The 17,465-nt window shown below is 40.9% G+C and carries 18 protein-coding genes and 3 pseudogenes; 5 read left to right on the top strand and 16 right to left on the bottom strand.

Annotation, left to right across the window (positions count from 1 at the left end):
* Positions 1 to 7 precede the first annotated feature (7 nt).
* From ccoP to ccoN, 4 genes are read right to left on the bottom strand one after another with little or no spacing between them, the layout of a single operon-like run.
* Positions 8 to 961: a cytochrome-c oxidase, cbb3-type subunit III gene (gene ccoP / locus V6N89_RS10455; RefSeq protein WP_338517490.1), complete on the bottom strand. Its 954-nt coding sequence runs from the start codon at positions 959 to 961 to the stop codon at positions 8 to 10.
* Positions 962 to 977: 16 nt separating this feature from the next.
* Positions 978 to 1,139, bottom strand: a complete 162-nt coding sequence (locus tag V6N89_RS10460) for a cbb3-type cytochrome oxidase subunit 3 (RefSeq protein ID WP_131094652.1) — start codon at positions 1,137 to 1,139, stop codon at positions 978 to 980.
* 1 nt (position 1,140) lies between these two features.
* Complete coding sequence (gene ccoO / locus V6N89_RS10465) at positions 1,141 to 1,746, bottom strand: cytochrome-c oxidase, cbb3-type subunit II (RefSeq protein WP_159624563.1); 606 nt, start codon at positions 1,744 to 1,746, stop codon at positions 1,141 to 1,143.
* A gap of 15 nt (positions 1,747 to 1,761) precedes the next feature.
* Complete coding sequence (ccoN, locus tag V6N89_RS10470) at positions 1,762 to 3,195, bottom strand: cytochrome-c oxidase, cbb3-type subunit I (protein ID WP_338517492.1); 1,434 nt, start codon at positions 3,193 to 3,195, stop codon at positions 1,762 to 1,764.
* A gap of 282 nt (positions 3,196 to 3,477) precedes the next feature.
* Between ccoN and V6N89_RS10475 the strand changes: the two genes are divergently transcribed.
* Entirely contained in the window at positions 3,478 to 3,903 is a 426-nt protein-coding gene (locus tag V6N89_RS10475) for a hypothetical protein (RefSeq protein ID WP_338517493.1), read from the top strand.
* A 57-nt stretch (positions 3,904 to 3,960) separates the two neighbouring features.
* Here the strand turns inward: V6N89_RS10475 and bfr (V6N89_RS10480) are convergent, their stop codons facing one another.
* From bfr (V6N89_RS10480) to V6N89_RS10490, 3 genes and pseudogenes are all read right to left on the bottom strand, one after another.
* A complete protein-coding gene (gene bfr / locus V6N89_RS10480) occupies positions 3,961 to 4,428 on the bottom strand; it encodes a bacterioferritin (protein WP_338517494.1) in 468 nt (155 codons plus the stop codon).
* Positions 4,428 to 4,904 carry a bacterioferritin gene (bfr, locus tag V6N89_RS10485; protein WP_338517495.1) on the bottom strand — a complete coding sequence of 159 codons (477 nt, stop codon included), beginning with the start codon at positions 4,902 to 4,904 and terminating at the stop codon, positions 4,428 to 4,430. Before bfr (V6N89_RS10485) ends, bfr (V6N89_RS10480) begins: the two co-directional genes overlap by 1 nt.
* A gap of 131 nt (positions 4,905 to 5,035) precedes the next feature.
* Positions 5,036 to 6,613: pseudogene (locus V6N89_RS10490) on the bottom strand (cation:proton antiporter).
* A 264-nt stretch (positions 6,614 to 6,877) separates the two neighbouring features.
* On the opposite strand from V6N89_RS10490, the pseudogene V6N89_RS10495 reads away from it, so the two are divergent.
* Positions 6,878 to 8,510, top strand: a pseudogene (locus V6N89_RS10495) (FMN-binding glutamate synthase family protein).
* A 17-nt stretch (positions 8,511 to 8,527) separates the two neighbouring features.
* Here the strand turns inward: V6N89_RS10495 and V6N89_RS10500 are convergent.
* Positions 8,528 to 9,008, bottom strand: a pseudogene (locus V6N89_RS10500) (c-type cytochrome).
* A 136-nt stretch (positions 9,009 to 9,144) separates the two neighbouring features.
* On the opposite strand from V6N89_RS10500, the gene V6N89_RS10505 reads away from it, so the two are divergent.
* Positions 9,145 to 9,567: a universal stress protein gene (locus V6N89_RS10505; protein WP_338520253.1), complete on the top strand. Its 423-nt coding sequence runs from the start codon at positions 9,145 to 9,147 to the stop codon at positions 9,565 to 9,567.
* Between the two features lie 117 nt (positions 9,568 to 9,684).
* Positions 9,685 to 10,053 (top strand): diacylglycerol kinase, encoded by a 369-nt coding sequence (locus V6N89_RS10510; RefSeq protein ID WP_338517496.1) that lies wholly within the window; start codon positions 9,685 to 9,687, stop codon positions 10,051 to 10,053.
* A gap of 209 nt (positions 10,054 to 10,262) precedes the next feature.
* Here V6N89_RS10510 and V6N89_RS10515 read toward each other — a convergent pair whose 3' ends face one another.
* The 4 genes from V6N89_RS10515 to V6N89_RS10530 all read right to left on the bottom strand — a co-directional run bounded on the left by V6N89_RS10515 (position 10,263) and on the right by V6N89_RS10530 (position 15,279).
* Complete coding sequence (locus V6N89_RS10515) at positions 10,263 to 11,375, bottom strand: tyrosine-type recombinase/integrase (protein WP_346993736.1); 1,113 nt, start codon at positions 11,373 to 11,375, stop codon at positions 10,263 to 10,265.
* A gap of 1,571 nt (positions 11,376 to 12,946) precedes the next feature.
* On the bottom strand, positions 12,947 to 13,702 hold the full coding sequence (locus V6N89_RS10520; protein ID WP_346993737.1) for a DUF2254 family protein: 756 nt from the start codon (positions 13,700 to 13,702) through the stop codon (positions 12,947 to 12,949).
* A 294-nt stretch (positions 13,703 to 13,996) separates the two neighbouring features.
* Positions 13,997 to 14,365, bottom strand: a complete 369-nt coding sequence (locus V6N89_RS10525; protein WP_338517498.1) for a hypothetical protein — start codon at positions 14,363 to 14,365, stop codon at positions 13,997 to 13,999.
* A gap of 92 nt (positions 14,366 to 14,457) precedes the next feature.
* Complete coding sequence (locus tag V6N89_RS10530) at positions 14,458 to 15,279, bottom strand: helix-turn-helix transcriptional regulator (RefSeq protein WP_338517499.1); 822 nt, start codon at positions 15,277 to 15,279, stop codon at positions 14,458 to 14,460.
* Positions 15,280 to 15,475: 196 nt separating this feature from the next.
* On the opposite strand from V6N89_RS10530, the gene V6N89_RS10535 reads away from it, so the two are divergent.
* Positions 15,476 to 16,429 carry a LysR family transcriptional regulator gene (locus tag V6N89_RS10535; RefSeq protein ID WP_338517500.1) on the top strand — a complete coding sequence of 318 codons (954 nt, stop codon included), beginning with the start codon at positions 15,476 to 15,478 and terminating at the stop codon, positions 16,427 to 16,429.
* Positions 16,430 to 16,578: 149 nt separating this feature from the next.
* Here V6N89_RS10535 and V6N89_RS21755 read toward each other — a convergent pair whose 3' ends face one another.
* The 4 genes from V6N89_RS21755 to V6N89_RS10550 are packed head-to-tail and all read right to left on the bottom strand — an operon-like array spanning position 16,579 to position 17,464.
* The gene (locus V6N89_RS21755; RefSeq protein ID WP_431189796.1) at positions 16,579 to 16,740 is read right to left on the bottom strand and encodes an acyloxyacyl hydrolase; all 162 of its coding nucleotides are present in this window, start codon (positions 16,738 to 16,740) and stop codon (positions 16,579 to 16,581) included.
* A complete protein-coding gene (locus V6N89_RS10540; RefSeq protein ID WP_338517501.1) occupies positions 16,695 to 17,051 on the bottom strand; it encodes a hypothetical protein in 357 nt (118 codons plus the stop codon). The genes V6N89_RS21755 and V6N89_RS10540 overlap by 46 nt, the downstream gene beginning before the upstream one ends.
* Positions 17,052 to 17,070: 19 nt before the next feature.
* Entirely contained in the window at positions 17,071 to 17,226 is a 156-nt protein-coding gene (locus V6N89_RS10545) for a DUF1427 family protein (RefSeq protein WP_338517502.1), read from the bottom strand.
* Positions 17,219 to 17,464, bottom strand: coding sequence for a DUF1427 family protein (locus tag V6N89_RS10550; protein ID WP_338517503.1), 246 nt, complete (start codon positions 17,462 to 17,464; stop codon positions 17,219 to 17,221). Before V6N89_RS10550 ends, V6N89_RS10545 begins: the two co-directional genes overlap by 8 nt.
* Position 17,465: the final 1 nt, after the last annotated feature.

The following is a 17,465-nucleotide window of genomic DNA, read 5'->3' on the forward strand; positions in this document are numbered from 1 at the left end:
TACATCATTAATCATTTGAAAGGCTGTAAACGTATGCTGCAACGACGTGAATTTTGTCATCACCCAAAGTCTTCTTGAATGATGGCATTACGCCGTTACGACCGTATGTCAACGTTTCAGTCACTGCTCTGTGGCTTCCGCCGTATAGCCAGATATTGTCTGTTAGGTTCGGAGCACCAAGCATTTGGTTACCTTTACCGTCCATACCGTGACATGCTGCACATGCTGCAAAGCGAGCTTTACCAGCATCTGCAAGCTGCGGGTCTACATCGCGACCGCTTAGGCTAAGTACGTAGTTAACGACTTCTTCGATACCGTCTTCGCCCATCGCATCAAGCCAAGCAGGCATTGCTGCTTTACGACCAAGCGTCAGAGTTTCAACAATCTTTGCACCTGAACCACCGTATAACCAGTCGTCATCAGTTAGGTTAGGGAAGCCGCCATTCTGTCCACGTGCATCAGAACCGTGACACTGCGAACAGTTTTGAAGGAACAAACGTTGACCTACTTTGTTTGCTTCTTCATCTTTCGCAAGCTCTTCTACAGGTACTTTTGCATAAGCTTCAAAGATTGGGTCGAATTTCTCAGCGGCAAAGTCTAGTTCGCGATCGTATTCAACCAGCTTACCTTGCTCTTTCGCTTCGATACGCGCTTGTAGCGATTCTTCTATCGATTGCACGTTCTGGTTAGAGCTTCTCCAGCCCAATACGCCTTCCCACGCTCCTAAACCAGGGTAAAGTAAAAGGTAAAGGAAGCCCCAAACGATGGTCATGTAGAACATAATTGTCCACCAACGAGGAAGCTGGTTGTTCAACTCCTCGATACCATCAAATTCGTGCCCCATTGACTCGCCTTCTGGCACGCCTGTCTGATTAGATAAGCACCAGCGCAGAAGGAAGTAGCAACCAATGATTAACCCTAGGGTTATCACTGAAATCCAAATTGTCCAAAACATACTCATGAGTTCAAGACTCCTGCTAATCTTCTTTTGATTTTTCTTTTTCTTCGTCTGCAAACACTAGGTTCGCGGCTTCATCGAATTTCTTTTTGTTGTGGCTGCTAAACGCCCACCATACGATGCCGATGAAGCAAACAAAGACGATGACAGTAAAAATGCTGCCTACAATTCCCTGGTCCATACTATTTCAAATGTGTGCCAAGAGATTGTAGATAAGCAATAAGGGCTTCCATTTCCGTTTTACCCTGTACTGCCGCTTTTGCACCCGCGATGTCTTCGTCGGTGTACGGAACGCCGAACCCACGGAATACTTCCATTTTGTCAGCTGTTAACTCGCCATCCAGCGTGTTTTCCGCAAGCCAAGGGAAACCTGGCATGTTCGACTCTGGTACAACGTTACGTGGGTTTAGCAGGTGAACGCGATGCCACTCATCACTGTAACGACCGCCAACACGTGCCAAGTCAGGACCAGTACGCTTAGAACCCCATAGGAAAGGGTGCTCCCATACTGACTCACCAGCAACACTGTAGTGACCGTAACGTTCAGTTTCAGCTCTGAATGGGCGGATCATTTGGCTGTGGCAGCCTACACAACCTTCACGGATGTAGATGTCACGGCCTTCTAGTTCAAGTGCAGTGTAAGGACGTAAACCTTGGACTGGTTCCATGGTTTGCTGTTGAAACATCAACGGCGTTATTTGCACCATGGCACCAAAGCTGATAGCGATAAGAATTAATACCGTTAACAGGCCAACGTTCTTTTCAATTAACTCATGTGGATTTTTCATTATTCGTCTCCTTAATTACGCAGGCTGTGACGCTGGATCTGCAGCGATACTGCCTTTAGGGGCACGAACGGTTTTCCACGTGTTGTAGGCCATAACAAGCATACCTGCAACAACGAAAAGACCACCAATGAATCGAACTACGTAGAATGGCTTAGACGCTTCTAATGATTCTACAAAACTGTATGTAAGCGTACCGTCAGCATTTACTGCACGCCACATTAGGCCTTGAAGTACACCAGACATCCACATAGCTACGATGTAAAGTACTACGCCGATTGTTGCAAACCAGAAATGCACGTTTACAAGCTTTGTGCTGTACATAGCGCGCTGACCAAATAGCACAGGAATCAAGTGGTAGATAGAACCAATAGATACCATGGCTACCCAACCTAGAGCACCTGAATGCACGTGGCCGATTGTCCAGTCTGTGTAGTGAGAAAGTGCGTTAACGGTTTTGATTGCCATCATTGGACCTTCAAAGGTAGACATACCGTAGAAAGACAATGAAACAATAAGGAAACGCAATACAGGGTCAGTACGCAGTTTATGCCATGCACCTGAAAGCGTCATGATACCGTTAATCATACCACCCCAAGACGGCACGAATAGGATAACTGACATCACCATACCTAGAGACTGAGTCCAGTCTGGTAGGGCAGTGTAATGAAGGTGGTGAGGACCAGCCCAGATGTACAGTGAAATAAGCGCCCAGAAGTGAACGATAGACAATCTGTACGAATATACTGGACGACCTGCTTGCTTAGGTACGAAGTAATACATCATTCCTAAGAAGCCCGCAGTTAGGAAGAAGCCTACCGCGTTGTGGCCATACCACCACTGCATCATGGCATCTACCGCGCCTGCATACAGTGAATATGATTTCGTGAAAGACACCGGAATTGCCATGCTGTTACCGATGTGAAGAACAGCAACGGTAAGCATGAAAGCACCTAGGAACCAGTTCGCAACATAGATGTGCGATACTTTTCGGATAACTAGGGTTCCGAAGAAATTGATGATATAAGCGATCCAAACCAGCGCCAATAGAATATCGATTGGCCACTCTAATTCAGCGTATTCTTTAGTGCTGGTTAAGCCCATAGGTAGGGTAATTACAGCTAAAACAATAACGGCTTGCCAACCCCAAAAGGTAAATGCGGCAAGTTTGTCACTGAACAGTCTTACCTGGCAGGTACGCTGAACGATGTAGTACGACGTTGCAAATAGCGCACAGCCGCCGAAGGCAAAAATAACGGCGTTAGTGTGCAACGGACGCAAACGTGAGAATGTTAGCCATGGTGTGTCAAAGTTAAGCATAGGTGCAAATAACTGCGCGGCAATAAATACCCCTAGGCCCATACCAATGATACCCCAGACTATGGTCATGATGGTAAATTGCCTAACTACTTTATAATTGTAGTCAGGTTGTGCTTGGCTTATTTCACTCATTTTAATGAATCTTCCACTTCAAATGAACTATGGTTTCCAACTGCCAAAATAGTGCGATGTGACGCCTATTAATATAGGATTAGCGCTTCACACCGAGCCCGGAAAGAGTAATAATTATTGTCTCCAAGCCAGTTGGTACGCGGATGATAAGGTTTTTAATTACAAAAAGATACCATAAACTACCTAAGCTTGATCTCAGTCAATGAAGAAATACATAAAATTTAAGAAATGCTAAATAACGATAACAACAAAAGATCAAATTTTTTACATTATCAGCTACCAATGCTTGCCATTGTCGTGGTAGCTGGCTGCGTTTTTTTTGCTCATAAATTTCAGTCAACCGCGTTTACTGATAATAATGTAGCCAATGGTTTAGGAAATAGCTGCAATTTCGTGAATGAAACATGCGAATTTAATGTTAATGGTAATCTAGCTATAGCTCACTTTTCGGTGCCGCCTGTACCGGAAGAATCTGTGACTGTCTCTTTAACGCTGCCCCAAAATTTAATAATTGAAAGTGCGTGGATTGAGGGAGTGAATATGTACATGGGTAAAATCCCTGTACTGCTTGAATCAGAAGATAACGTCAAATGGTCGGGTTGGTTTATGTTGGGAAGTTGTAGTGAACCTGTTATGCGCTGGCAGATTCGCCTGAATATCCAAGGTCAAGACACTCCTCACTACCTGTACTTTCTAACACAATCCTAGTTTTTAAAACAAAAAACGGCTAGTACGACTAGCCGTTTCACAATTGCTATATACAAATCACATTTGTGACTGTAGGTAGTTCTGCAACCCTAGGCGTTTAATTAGTCCCAGTTGTTGCTCTAGCCAGTGAGCATGATCCATTTCAGTGTCATCAAGAAGCACAATTAGCATGTCGCGCGTAACGTAGTCTTTTTCTGTCTCGCACAGTGCAATAACTTCGCGTAACTTAGCATCGACTTCATATTCAACACGAAGGTCACTTTCAAGCATCTCAGGCACGTCTTTGCCTACTTTAAACCCCGTACGCTTTGTCATATCAGGCGTACCTTCTAAAAATAGCATGCGCTCAATCAGCTTTGTCGCGTGCCCACGCTCATCATCAAACTCGTGATCGATGCGTTCGTATAGCTTCTTAAGACCCCAATCCAAATACATTTGTGAATGAATGAAATATTGGTCCATTGCAGCGAGTTCATAAGAGAGTAACTCGTTTAAACCGTTTATGATTGCTTGGTTGCCTTTCATTATTCATCTCCCATAACTTGTGCTTGTAGGTAGTTCTCAATACCCATAGCATCAATTTGGTATTCTTGCGTTTCAATCCAATCTACGTGCTCTTCTTCATACTCTAAAATGTCTTCGAGCAGATCTCGTGATACGTAATCTTGCTTTTCTTCACAAAGTGCTATTGCTTCACGCAAAAGAGGGAGCTGCTCTTTTTGAAAGCGCGCATCACATGACAGCATCTCAGGCGTGTCTTCGCCAATATACAATTTGCCTAGCGCCTGTAAATTAGGCAAGCCTTCTAGAAACAAGATACGTTCAATGAGGTCATCGGCTTGCTTCATGTCTTTAATCGACTTTTTATAGTTCTTCTCGTTTAGCTCAGAAAAACCCCAATTCTTGAACATGCGCGCATGTAGAAAGTATTGATTTATCGAAGTAAGTTCGCTTGTTAGCACTTCGTTCAATTTTGCTACAACTTGTTTGTCACCTTGCATTGTGAAAACCCTTATTCAACATTTGATCGAGATTGTAGTGGGTTAAATTGCTTTTGTCAAAAATTCCTTTTAAAACATGGGTTTACTAACGATAATGACTCTCAATTCACTCTTTGTTCGCATTTAGAACATTATTCTTGTTGCGCATGGGCGTAGGCTAGACTTTCTTCAGCAAAACCAAGACCAGCTTCTGTAAAGAAGTTAAATACTTTATCAACACCGTTTTCCAATAATGACGTAACTTCGTCTTCATAACGCGCTATAGCTGCTACCTTTCCTGTGTAGCCTGCGTTTTTAAGCTGCCGCGTTATGTTAATGGCATCTTGAATTGAGGGAAGGGCTAACAACACAAGTTGTACATCTTTAATGTCTAAGTTATCCCACAAATCGACATCTTCACCGTCACCACAGATTACATTTAATCCTTCATCTGCCATTTCTTTTGTTTTTACTCTGTCAGCATCCATGCCCCATACATTTACGTTAGAAAGTTTTGACAACGCATTGAATGCACCTCGACCAACGCGCCCCATACCAAGCACTAAAAACTCAGCGTTGTGTAAGGTGGGGTAAATATCTTCTTTTAAACGTCTATCTTTCTCGAAACGTTTAATAATATCTTTATAGCGGTGATATTGAGAATGAGAACTGCGATAAAGAATACTGGTTAAAATAAATGAGATAGACACAGCTAATGCAATAACAACGAGCCAGGTCTCAGCCAACAAACCAAGTGAAACCGCTAATGCGCCTACAATTAAACCAAACTCACTGTAGTTAGAGAGTACAAGACTGCTCAAATAAGATGTGCGCCCTCGCAGATGCAGTGTAGTGAACAACCCAAAAAACAGGGCAGCTTTAAGAGGAATAAATAAACAAAATACCAAGGCCATAATGACCATGGTCATGTCAGGCAGGGCAGTCAAACCTATGGTGAGAAAAAAACCAATAAGGAATAAGTCTTTAAAACTGAGTAGTGACTTCGCAAGCTCGGACGCTTTTTCATGTTGCGCAAGCATAATACCGAAGATAAGTGCACCTAGATCGCCCTTAATGTTGACTAGTTCAAATAAATGATAGCCACCAAGCGCAAGAATGAAGCCGGTTAAGGGCAATAGTTCACCGTGACCAGACTGGTTTATCACTTTTTTAATCAACGGCATGACAGGGACAAGCGCAAGTAGTGCCAGTGCCCAAATTGATGGAAGCTTTCCTGTTGCAGCAACAAGAAAGACCACAGCAAACACGTCCTGCATAACCAATATGCCAATACCTAGTCGCCCGTGACGTGTTTTACTTTCTCCGCTTTCCTCAAGTACTTTAACCACGCACACGGTACTACTGAAACTTAATGCAAAGGCGATTAAAGCGGCACTTTTCCAGGTTAGACCGTCTACAAACGTGGCGGCAATAGCGCTTAAGCCATAAATTGTACAGGTAATAATGCCAACCCAAATTAATGTATGAGACACGCTTCCTGCCCACACCTCGCGCCTAGCTCAAATCACGAATGTTTAACTTCAGGCCAATAGTGAAAAGCATAATAGTAATGCCTAAATTTGCGATTGCATTGAGATCTTCTGTAAGACTGAAACCGGAGAAATTAAGAAGAAAACCTAAGCAATTAGGTAGCCAACCAGGGGAGGGATTCCAATTAGCTTAACGCTAAGCCCACAGACAAATGCGAAGAGAAGAAATGCGTACTCCATGAATTACCTTTCTGACACTATTATTGTGATATGTATCAAAAGATGAACTGTACAATGATGAATAGTGTACAAGTCTATCTTTATATTGGGTTTTACTTAGCACTTAGACTAGCATGTATTGAAAGGCTGGCACACGATAAACATCACGTCGCGCCTTTTTTCGTTACGCGTAACCGGTGAGCGTGCAACGCAACCACCAATACCCAATGTAACATTAGCAAACCATTAGAATGCTTTGCTGTGCATCGCTTATAAGGAGAACGTATGCGGTCTACTATTATTGGAGCGTTGTTAGCGCTCGTTGTTTTCAATGTGATAGTAGCATTGATATGGACACCTATTTGGTGGTTTGCTTTGCTAAGCCTAACTTTGCTGGCATTTGCGATACATGATTCATTGCAAACAAAACACGCAATTTTGCGCAATTTTCCTTTAATCGGTCGCATGCGATGGACCGTCGAGTCACTTCGCCCTTATATTCAACAATACATTATCGAGCCTGATACGGGGGGCGCGCCAATTTCCCGGATGTTTCGCGCTATTGTCTATCAACGTGCAAAAAACAGCAGAGAGACGGTGCCTTTTGGAACCCAACTTGACACTTATAAAGATGGTTATGAATGGATTGGTCATTCGTTGTCAGCGCGAGAAGTAGAAAAAATGGATAACGACCCTCGGATATGTATTGGCGGGCCGCACTGTAAGCAGCCTTACGAGGCAAGCATCTTGAACATAAGTGCAATGAGCTTTGGAAGCCTTTCGCAAAATGCCATTCTGGCACTCAATAAGGGGGCAGCAAAGGGCGGTTTTTACCACAATACCGGTGAAGGCGGACTGACGCCGTACCATCTAGAAAATGGCGGAGATATTGTGTGGCAAATTGGTACCTAGCTATTTTGGATGCCGAACGAAAGACGGTAATTTTGACGAAAAACAGTTTAAAGAGAAGGCGAATCTAGATAGTGTAAAGATGATTGAAATAAAGCTGAGTCAGGGCGCTAAACCAGGTCACGGCGGTATTCTTCCCGCGTACAAAAATACACCTGAGATAGCAAAAATCAGAGGCGTTGAGCCTGGTACACAGGTAGATTCTCCTCCGCGACACAAGGCTTTTTCAACACCGCTTGAAATGGTCGATTTTATTTCACATTTACGCGAGCTAAGTGGTGGCAAACCTGTTGGCATTAAACTGGCGCTAGGGCGAAAAAGTGAGTTTATCGCCATGTGTAAGGCGATGGTTGAAAAAGGTATTACACCGGACTTTATTACTGTAGATGGCGGTGAAGGGGGGACGGGAGCGGCCCCCTTAGAATATACCAATTCCATTGGATTTCCTCTAAGAGAAGCGTTGGCTTTTGTAGACGATTGCTTAACCGGGTTCGACATTAGAGACAAAATTAAGCTTATTGCCTCGGGCAAAATTATTACGGCTTTTCAACTTGCCAAAAATATAAGCTTGGGCGCTGACTTGTGCAACAGTGCAAGGGGAATGATGCTTGCACTTGGCTGTGTTCAATCTCTCTCGTGTAATACCAATAAATGTCCTACGGGTATAGCAACGCAAGATAGAAAACTTGCAAAGGGCCTTGATATAGAGGATAAATTTGAACGGGTGTATCGGTTTCATAAAAAAACAGTTCACGCCTTAATGGATATACTCTCATCTACCGGACACGCTAAAACTAGCGAGCTTAATAGAACGCACATTTTCAGACGTATTAACCAGTGCAGTGTTGCGCGGTACGATGAGATATTTCCACTGGTTAAAAGAGGCTCTTTTTTGTCAAATGAGGTGCCTGACAGATTCAAACTGCATTTCGATGAGGCCAATTCAAACAGCTTTATGCCTTGTAGCCAGTTAGCACAAATTGAGCAGGAGACAAAGGCGGTATCTTGACGATACCGCTTCAAAATTTAGTCTTTTAGCGGGTCTTTTTCCGGGATGCGAAGCTGATATAGTCGATAATCACTGGTGCGATAAGGAGTAACTTTGTACTTTGGCTGTAAATAAGCCACCAAATTGATTAACTCAGTCACTGTCAGTTCATCGTTAACGATACGCATAAATGACACGCCATCTTCACTCGTAAAACTAGCTAGGTTGTCTTGGTGTTAGTTTATGAGATGGATTTATGATACTCGTTACCAATTCACCGTAGGTTTTTATGCGACCGCTACTGCCACCAAGTGGAACAGGTTTTACCAAAAGATAACGCGCGTTTTCATCCTCAGGCTCACCTGCAATGCGGTGACAGTCCTGACACTGATACTTTTTAAATACTTCATATCCTTTTTCGGCATCTCCTTCTGGCAAACTAAAGCCCCTTGGAGAATCTGCGCCTTGATCACAGGCCATTAAAAAGATACTGCTTAGCACGATGAGTACATATTTCATCATTTATACCCTTATAACGAGTTGTTTGAACAAATAAAGTATGTATCAAAAAAATAGCGAGTATGTTGACCTAGCGCAACTTCTGTTTCACAAACTTGCAATATAGTTAAAGAGTAAAATGAAATGGAGAATGATTATGCAAGGTTATGACACAATCCTCGTCCCCGTAGACGTCTATTCAGATTACGAACTCGTGGTTCAAAAAGCGCTCGCCATTGCGGGAAATAGCCATAAGCTTCATTTACTGTACGTTGCTTATCCTCAGGCAAACATGGAGCCCTACGGATTATTTCTTGAACGAGATTATTCACAAGAAGTTAGAGAACAAGCGCTTAGGTTGCTTAAAGATGTTGCATCAAAACACGATATTCCTTACACCCATCTAAATGTAGAAATTGGTAATCCATCTGATGAGATTCACCATATGGCAGAGAAAATAAACGCTGACTTAATTGTTGTGGGCACTCATGGCCAAAGTGGGCTTCGTCTGTTATTAGGCTCAACCGCTAATGCGGTTCTTCACGGCGTGAAAACGGATGTACTTGCCGTAAAAGTCTAGCGCTTACAACGAGTAAAGCCTAAGTAACAACACTGTCATCTTTTTAAGCTAGCGTAGGAAGTCATTTGCTTTATGCGTTAAACAATATTTGGCGCACAGTGACTTTTAGGGAAGAGAATGATACCCAAACGAACAGGAATAATGCGTTTAATCTACGCAACGCATTATTCTTTAAATGGCCTACGTGCTGCATTTTATAGTGAAGCAGCGATTAGGCAAGAAATCATGGCCATGGTAGTTTTAATTCCCATTGCGTGTTTTCTGGATGTAACGCATGTAGAACGCTTACAGCTTATCATGTCTTTATTCATTGTTCTTATAGCTGAATTGCTTAACACCGCGGTTGAAAAGCTTTGCGACCACGTGAGTACCGATATTCACGTATTAATAGGTCGGGCAAAAGATATAGGGTCAGCCGCTGTGTTTGTGAGTTTATTACTTGCCATGATTACTTGGAGTACTATTTTGTACTCTCATTGGAATTAGCGAAGTAGCTAACAAGTTAGCCAACAAGATTTGAGGTTAACTTCAAACACTAACAGGGGATGAAAGACTACCATAAAAGGTGAATGGATAAGTACAGACATAAGAGAGTAGGGGACAAGTTAAGTAAGCAGGTTAAAATATTCATTTAACTAGAACTTTTTCGTTACGCGTAACCTTTTATTTCCTTTCTTTCTAATGCAATCAGTGGGTTATCTTTTTCGCTTGCTAGATAGTTTTGCCATGCCACCACGCTTAACGTTTGCTTGTCTTGTATAATGCCCCGGCATTTCTGGTGAATTCCAACCTCCTGCCAATTGGAGTTCCGGTAATGACGCACCGTCTTCTGCAAGAGATACAGCACCACCTACACGACCACTATGTGGCGTAATGTTTTCCTTAATTCCTGCCCGATTTGCTATACGTTTCCATAGTCGGTAAACACTTGAGTAATTGAGGACATTTGAAAATAGCGCTCGTTGGCTCTCATCAAAAGGCAGCAATGCAGTTTTATGGTTGTTTACACGCCTAAATAAAATGCCTTTATGAAGCGCCCGCAAATCTCCTTTGTCTCGCGGTTGTTTTGTACGAGGCTCTATATTGGCTTCATTAATATAGTCGGTAACCATACCAATGGTACTAGATGATACGAACCTATATTGACCTTTACCGGTTTGATCGCTTTTAGATGTAACAACCAGTACGGTATTATTTCTGGCAGATAAATCTTCAACACGTACGCGTACGAGTTCATCGGCTCGAAGCAAGGCATCAAACATAAGATTTATGATCGCTAAGTCACGCAGTTCTAGTAAAGAGTCGGGGATTACCGTGTCATTAATATGCTCGAGGATATCAATTGTTAATGGCACTGCTTGTTGCTGAGACAACCTAAACTTTTGGTTTTCAATTAATGAAAGCCTTATAAAGTCTCGTAAATAGACAGAGCGAATGATTGGGTTAGGCAGTTTTGCAATGCCTAAAAACTTACTTAGTGCGGACAATAGGCGTTTGATTGTACGATAGGCAAGAGGAGATTCGCATAGCACCTCAACATAACTCTTGATGCATGCTTCGTTATGTTCAAAGTTATCATTGAAACCCGATAGACCGTGCTGTGAGCAAAACATTGCAAACTCATTGAAATCACTTATATAGGCACGCTGTGTATTGTACGGTAGTTTCGAAAATATATCGGAATAGTACTTATTAAGTTGATGTGAGCCTGTACCGTTCGCACCTGCTAAGTGAGTCGCCTGGTTATCGTTTTGCTCGCTAGGCCGAAGTTGATGGGAGATTGCTCTATGGATAGATTTGCGTGACATGCGATGCTGTTTTCAAATTGTTGAATTTATTGCTTTTCGTGCAACTACTACAATCTTTCACGCATGATAACTGTAATTATCATGCGTGAAGTTATAGCGAGCCACGTAGTTGATGGTTAAAACGCCCAACCGAAACAATAACACAATACACTGTGTATATATACAGCTTAATTGTTGTGGTTTGAACGAAACAAATCACCCACATGAGCCTTAATTCTGACAAAAATATCTATTTTTAGTACGTGCGCTACGTGAAATCTGCAGTAGTAGTACCCGCAAATTCTTTCAGATTTTACGTAGCATCGCCTGAATATTGAACAATAAAAAAGGGCAATAAAACACCTCACTTTTATTATTTCTTACCTTAAAGATAGATACGCCATCTTTTAATTTACGAAAGATGGTTTGTTTAAGGCAGCATAATTTTATCAAACTCTAATTGTATTTATATTGTTGCTTTTCTTTATCTATTAAGCCGCAGTTTTCTTCTACATCAATTACTCTAGATCTAAAAAAAGAACTTTCCAAATGAACGGGTAGGCAATTAAAGCTGAAACATGAATGTTTATAGTTAGGAGTATCTTAAATTTCAAATAACCTTTGTTTTTTAAAACATTCATTTCAAATTACCTTAATTAGAATCGAAAAATAATTAACCTGCGAGACTGATTATTAGCGTGGTTTGGTTGCATTTATATCTTTAAGCTAAAACAGGTCTTTAAGAAAACCCAAGTGCTAAACCGATAATTTAAAAAGATCGACAGCATAAATTAGCCGTTATCAAAGCGGCTTACATTTTATAAGCCTAAGAAGATAAGCTATCAAACAAGTGTATGTTTTATAAAACCAACGATTAACGGAAATAGAGCGCTAGATTTGCTTATTATTGATACCGTTTTGACATCTTATTTAACATAATATACATTATGCGTAATTTACTGTATGGATGATTAGGGGGCTGAGGTCACTCTTATCAGTTAGTTTGCTGGCTGTGATTACTTACAGACTTTTTGGCTGTGGTTGCGTTATTGCCATGCACGTCTGTGCGTGAACTTCACCCTTAAACCTGTCTTTTTAATTTAAAGTGGCTCAGATGATTTGATTTAGGCGTATTAAATTGACATGCAATAAATAGAATCATGCGCTACGTAAAATGTGCAGTATGGTTACCCCGATTCTTGTTTAGATTTCACGTAGCGTCACATTTGAAAAATGGAAAATTTTTAGCGAATTCTCCAGTATCTACCAAAAATAGTTGGATAGATTTGTCACAAGAATTATTTACTATGTCATTAATTAAACGCCTAAGAAAATGAATCAAGCAAACTACTTATCGTTCATTTAGGAAAACGTCAGTTTAGGAAGGTTTTTTGAAATTGTTATTTATAGAAGCCCAAATATTGTTAAAAAGTCAAAGCTCTTCGTTTTAAATAATAAACACAGTGTATTATTCCTTACTAATTATTTATCTTATTATCTATTTAATTTTTTAACTCAGTCTTTCCGGTACGTCGCCTTAAGTCTTGAAAGATCGTGTTCAAACGACATCGCTGCTTTGCTGCGCTCATAACTTAAATCACAATACTTAACTGCAGCATTGCATCACTGATATTAAACGCGCAAGTTACCTTATCGGTCTCTATTGGCTGGGTGACAAAAGCTATGGGTTTATCTGGTGTCACAAATTCACCAGGCAACATAGTAACGTTGATAAAGACGTCTTTATGGCTTGCAAGATATTGTAATTTTGCCATATCAATAAGCTGTATATACCATACTCTTTCACTGTATATGGCGTGTGCCCCCTGCACTGCTGCCCGATTCGCAGGGATTCCACCTAAGCTAGGTTGGTTTATTCGGTTGTTTATTGCGCGCTCGGTGGCACACTCAACTTTTTGAATAGTGGACCCAACTCTTCCCAGTCGTGCCACGCTATCAACCCATCGAATAAACGTAAGAACAACTGCGGTAAACGCTAAACATGTCAAACTAGACAGCAAAAAAACACCAGACTTACCAAAGAATGCATTATTCATTGCAGTGAGCGCGACAGCGCTGTAGATGAAGGCACCTATAAACACCGAGAGCGCGTTTTGAGGTACATCGTCTGAAATGATGAGGTTTAAACTTCTCGGTGTGGAAGAACGGCTGGCAGACGTATACGCATTTACCATGGTACCAGCAGAGAAGGTTGCGATAACCATCATACTTGAAGCCATTATCGACAACAGCGTTTCTACTGATTCAGCTTTTACCTCTGGTATATGTTCAGCCATTGATGTGCCGTCTGCAATTTTTGCAGTAAAAACTGCTGCTATTGAAAGCACACAAAATATAAGTGGTTTTAGCCACAATTTTTCTTTAAAGCGATAAACCAAAAAGCGTAGTTTATCAATGGCCGATGGTAATGGGCGATTCCATTCTTTACCTCAAGCGTTTTATCACAACATGGGTACGGCAAAATGGCGAAGATTGTTTAAGTGCTTGCGGAAAAATGTTCACGTTCAAGTTGAAGACTATCAATAATTTCTGTGAACTTCTTTGACGGCGACAGCCACTTTGTTTCAAATGGAATGCTCGTAAAGTTGGTGTCAAACCCCTTTCTTTTAACCATTTTTCACCTAGGTCTCGAAATCTTCGAAAATTTGAATGCAGAGCGATGGATTGGCGGCTTTTACTTTTTCTGCTTGCCATTTTGAGATTGGATGTTGATTGGCTACAACCGCATAGTGAGTCAACCCAATATTGACAAATGTATCGAGCGTTCTAATACATAAGCGTTCAGATTCTGGGACATTTACAAGCCAATCTCGCCAATCTGCTATCATAGCCCATGAAGGGTACTGCGAAAAATGATGGGGTATAATACGGTTCTGAGCGTTAAATAAACTACAATAGTGCTTTCTGTGATCCCAACCTTTATTGAACGTAAATCGCTCAACATTTTTGCTTACAGCAACTTCAAAAGGAACAGAATAGGTCGTGGGCATTGAGTAATCTCCAGCTGTTTGCTTAGAACAAAGATAGTAAAATATCAGCGAAAGTTCAAAAAATTACTCGCGCGTAACCACAATGTAACTCACTATTTTTGTTCACTGCGATAAGTCATCGGACTTACTTTATAAAACACCTTAAATGAGTATGAAAAATGAGAAAGCGATACAAAACCAGAAAATCGCGCAATTTCACTAATATTCATATCTGTGTTTCTGAGTAAGCTTGCAGCATACTCTAGGCGTTTTCTTTTGATGGACTCAAATATGGTTTCACCGAAAATACGCTTGTACTCTCTAGAGAAATGAAATTTTGAAAGATTTACTTGATTCGCTAGCTCGTCTAGGTGTAGTTTTTTGTCAATATTATCTTCTATATACTGGTAAAGTTTAAGCCATCGAGGGTCCTGCCTTGATAAACCCTTATGCACGCCGATATTGTTATGTTGCGACACATTGTATTGAATATTATAAAAAATAGAAATCAATAGGCTTTCTAAATATACATTCATGCTTTTTTGAGTCACGGCATTTATCAGTTCTTTCACTGTAAGAGCCAAAAATTTATTTTTCATCAGGATTTTTGGTGAATCAATGGACAACAGAGAAATTGGGGTATTCTCAAATAGCTCGCCCAGTCTAATGGTATCCAAAAACATTAAGTTGAAGCATGCATTTTCCCATGATGCGTTGTGCTTTATATTTGCTGGTGTCAGCTGAACAGTGCCACTCTCCAAAATACCTGAATATCTAGTCGAAAGTGAGCCGTCATCATATGTAAACTTATGAGATGAACCAAGGTTGATACCCAGTATTAGACATTTATCACAAAAAGTTTGTTCGCCAGAGTTGTTCTCTAGAGTAAGAGATCTGCCATAATGCCAACCTAACTCTCTTATATCAGGAGCCAAATACAATTTAATTTCCCTTTTACTCTTTCAGAAGGTGATAAGAGGTTATTCAATCAATTTAATTTTTCATATCGTTAAATAAGAGTTTTATGATATGAAAAGCAATTATAGGATAAAAAGGCAATTTTAAGACAACTTACTTTACAGTATCTGTATATATTTAGAAATCAAATCAAGTGAGAGTAATGGGTGCCTTATGGGTTATAAATCAATGCCTTCTTTAATTTCATTGCGAGCTTTTGAAAGTGTCGCGAGAAACGGATCATTTAAAAGAGCAAGCGAAGAGCTTTGCGTAACGCCCGGTGCAGTTAGTCAATTGGTCAAAAAATTAGAAGAACAAACAGATAAAAAACTTATTGTTAGAAGACACCTCAATTTAGGGCTTACAGAAGAAGGGACTTATCTCGCGAAGCAACTATCAAAAGCATTTGATTGTGTTAATCATTGTATTAATGAAATTAGAGATATTCCAGAACTAAAGCAGATATCTGTTGCTGCCCCTGATACCGTTATTTCGAGATGGATTACTCCTCATTTGTCAGAGTTTCTTCGTGGTCAACCGAACACTCATATAAATTTAGTCTCTGAATATAGGGCTGAAGAGCAAAGCATGAAGTCTCTTGATATCACTATTACCATGACTATTTGTAAAAAGATGGAGATAAATGAGCCGATCGTCACTGATGAACTTTTTGTGCTTGCGGCAAGCCATCAATTTGTTGAAGAAAATATGTCGGAAGGGATTGCTTCTCTGAATAGTATTCCGCTTATAGGGATTGCGAATAATTCTATCCTATTTGATGAGTATCCGCAGTGGGTTGAAGTTTTTACAGAATTAAAATTACCTTATAATACAAACCGACAATTTGTTGATTTTGGAGATAATATAGAAAAAGCTATTGAAGCTGCAGTAAATGGTATTGGGCTAATCATTCTTCCTTCTTTTCTCGCATCCAATGAGATTGAAAGTAATCTTTTGGTTCCTGTCTATACGAAGTTCTATAAGAAGAAAGCAAAAATAAAATTGTCGATATCGGTATTGACCCGTGAAGCAAATGAAGTTGATATATTTTATAGCTGGCTTCTACATAGACTCTCCTCAATTGATATTGATCATGAAATCGAAGAGAACAGAATTTTATCCAATTAATTATAAAGATGGCATTTGTGAAACTTGGGGGAAAGGTCAAAAGTCTAATGATGCTAAGGCGTTGTTAAAAAGCCTAATTCCTCAATATCAAAAATATCTCATGTAAGAGATTGAAAAGAAATCAAGCCCTGGGTTTGGTTTTCGAATACCTAAGCATTTGAATAATGCAAATAACGTACAGAGATGTGATGGTTACCCTCAGCTCCTAACGGGAATATTAGCCCTAATCTGTCTTCAAATTGTAGATGCGTGCTAACATCCTTACCTAAGCAAACGTCGTATCTGTTAACAGTGATATACCTATACCTAATTCGACGTAGATTGGAATATTTTCAATGCTGCCAATGGGGTAGGTAAATACGGGAGAAAGAGAAAAAGCGACATTAACGTCGCGCTGGTTCTGCGCTCCGTACTCCCACACATTTGCGCTTACCTCAACAAACATATGCCAATGTTCAGTGCGATTGCGTAACTCTTTAGTGTGGTACTGTAATGCAGCCCTTATTCCTTTTACGTCTCCTTCTCCCTGAATGAAGTCTGTCGAGTAACTTAATGGCTGACCAAATGACATTTGAATGGGCAGTATAAGTAGCGATATCGATAAGTAGTGCCATTTTGTCATTGTAAGTCCCCTGCCTCCGTTACAACACAACATCACCAAGCGTGAAGCCTAGCGTCATGGCGACAACTAACAGCGCACCTTCAATTTTAGGTGGTGCGGGCACAGGAATATCAAGCCATCTGCATACTGCACCGATAGTCAGGCCTAGTAGAACTCCAATGGTAAGTTCACTCATGTCCTTCCTCCTCGTGCTGTCTATCAGGGCGCGTCGTAGCTTGTCCTGACGGGCCACCGCATAGCGTTTTACTGTTTGCGGGTTTTTCAAGAAGGTAGTCGACAAGTCCGTAGCCTACAGTCATAGCGACGACTAGGATCGCTCCTTCAACAATGGGAGGCGCAGGCACCGGGATAGCGAAAATTTTGCAAAGCGCACCTATCGCAAACCCAAGTAAAAGGCCAATAATCAACTTCATT

The sequence above is a fragment of the Alteromonas gracilis genome (assembly GCF_036870955.2).
Taxonomy (GTDB): Bacteria; Pseudomonadota; Gammaproteobacteria; order Enterobacterales; family Alteromonadaceae; genus Alteromonas; species Alteromonas gracilis_A.

What these genes read in the sequence shown, in the direction of transcription:
- ccoP (WP_338517490.1), bottom strand. Translation starts at nt 961, where the DNA reads ATGAGTATGTTTTGGACAATTTGGATTTCAGTGATAACCCTAGGGTTA.
- V6N89_RS10460 (WP_131094652.1), bottom strand. Translation starts at nt 1,139, where the DNA reads ATGGACCAGGGAATTGTAGGCAGCATTTTTACTGTCATCGTCTTTGTT.
- ccoO (WP_159624563.1), bottom strand. Translation starts at nt 1,746, where the DNA reads ATGAAAAATCCACATGAGTTAATTGAAAAGAACGTTGGCCTGTTAACG.
- ccoN (WP_338517492.1), bottom strand. Translation starts at nt 3,195, where the DNA reads ATGAGTGAAATAAGCCAAGCACAACCTGACTACAATTATAAAGTAGTT.
- V6N89_RS10475 (WP_338517493.1), top strand. Translation starts at nt 3,478, where the DNA reads ATGCTTGCCATTGTCGTGGTAGCTGGCTGCGTTTTTTTTGCTCATAAA.
- bfr (WP_338517494.1), bottom strand. Translation starts at nt 4,428, where the DNA reads ATGAAAGGCAACCAAGCAATCATAAACGGTTTAAACGAGTTACTCTCT.
- bfr (WP_338517495.1), bottom strand. Translation starts at nt 4,904, where the DNA reads ATGCAAGGTGACAAACAAGTTGTAGCAAAATTGAACGAAGTGCTAACA.
- V6N89_RS10505 (WP_338520253.1), top strand. Translation starts at nt 9,145, where the DNA reads ATGCAAGGTTATGACACAATCCTCGTCCCCGTAGACGTCTATTCAGAT.
- V6N89_RS10510 (WP_338517496.1), top strand. Translation starts at nt 9,685, where the DNA reads ATGATACCCAAACGAACAGGAATAATGCGTTTAATCTACGCAACGCAT.
- V6N89_RS10515 (WP_346993736.1), bottom strand. Translation starts at nt 11,375, where the DNA reads ATGTCACGCAAATCTATCCATAGAGCAATCTCCCATCAACTTCGGCCT.
- V6N89_RS10525 (WP_338517498.1), bottom strand. Translation starts at nt 14,365, where the DNA reads ATGCCCACGACCTATTCTGTTCCTTTTGAAGTTGCTGTAAGCAAAAAT.
- V6N89_RS10535 (WP_338517500.1), top strand. Translation starts at nt 15,476, where the DNA reads ATGGGTTATAAATCAATGCCTTCTTTAATTTCATTGCGAGCTTTTGAA.
- V6N89_RS10540 (WP_338517501.1), bottom strand. Translation starts at nt 17,051, where the DNA reads ATGACAAAATGGCACTACTTATCGATATCGCTACTTATACTGCCCATT.
- V6N89_RS10545 (WP_338517502.1), bottom strand. Translation starts at nt 17,226, where the DNA reads ATGAGTGAACTTACCATTGGAGTTCTACTAGGCCTGACTATCGGTGCA.
- V6N89_RS10550 (WP_338517503.1), bottom strand. Translation starts at nt 17,464, where the DNA reads ATGAAGTTGATTATTGGCCTTTTACTTGGGTTTGCGATAGGTGCGCTT.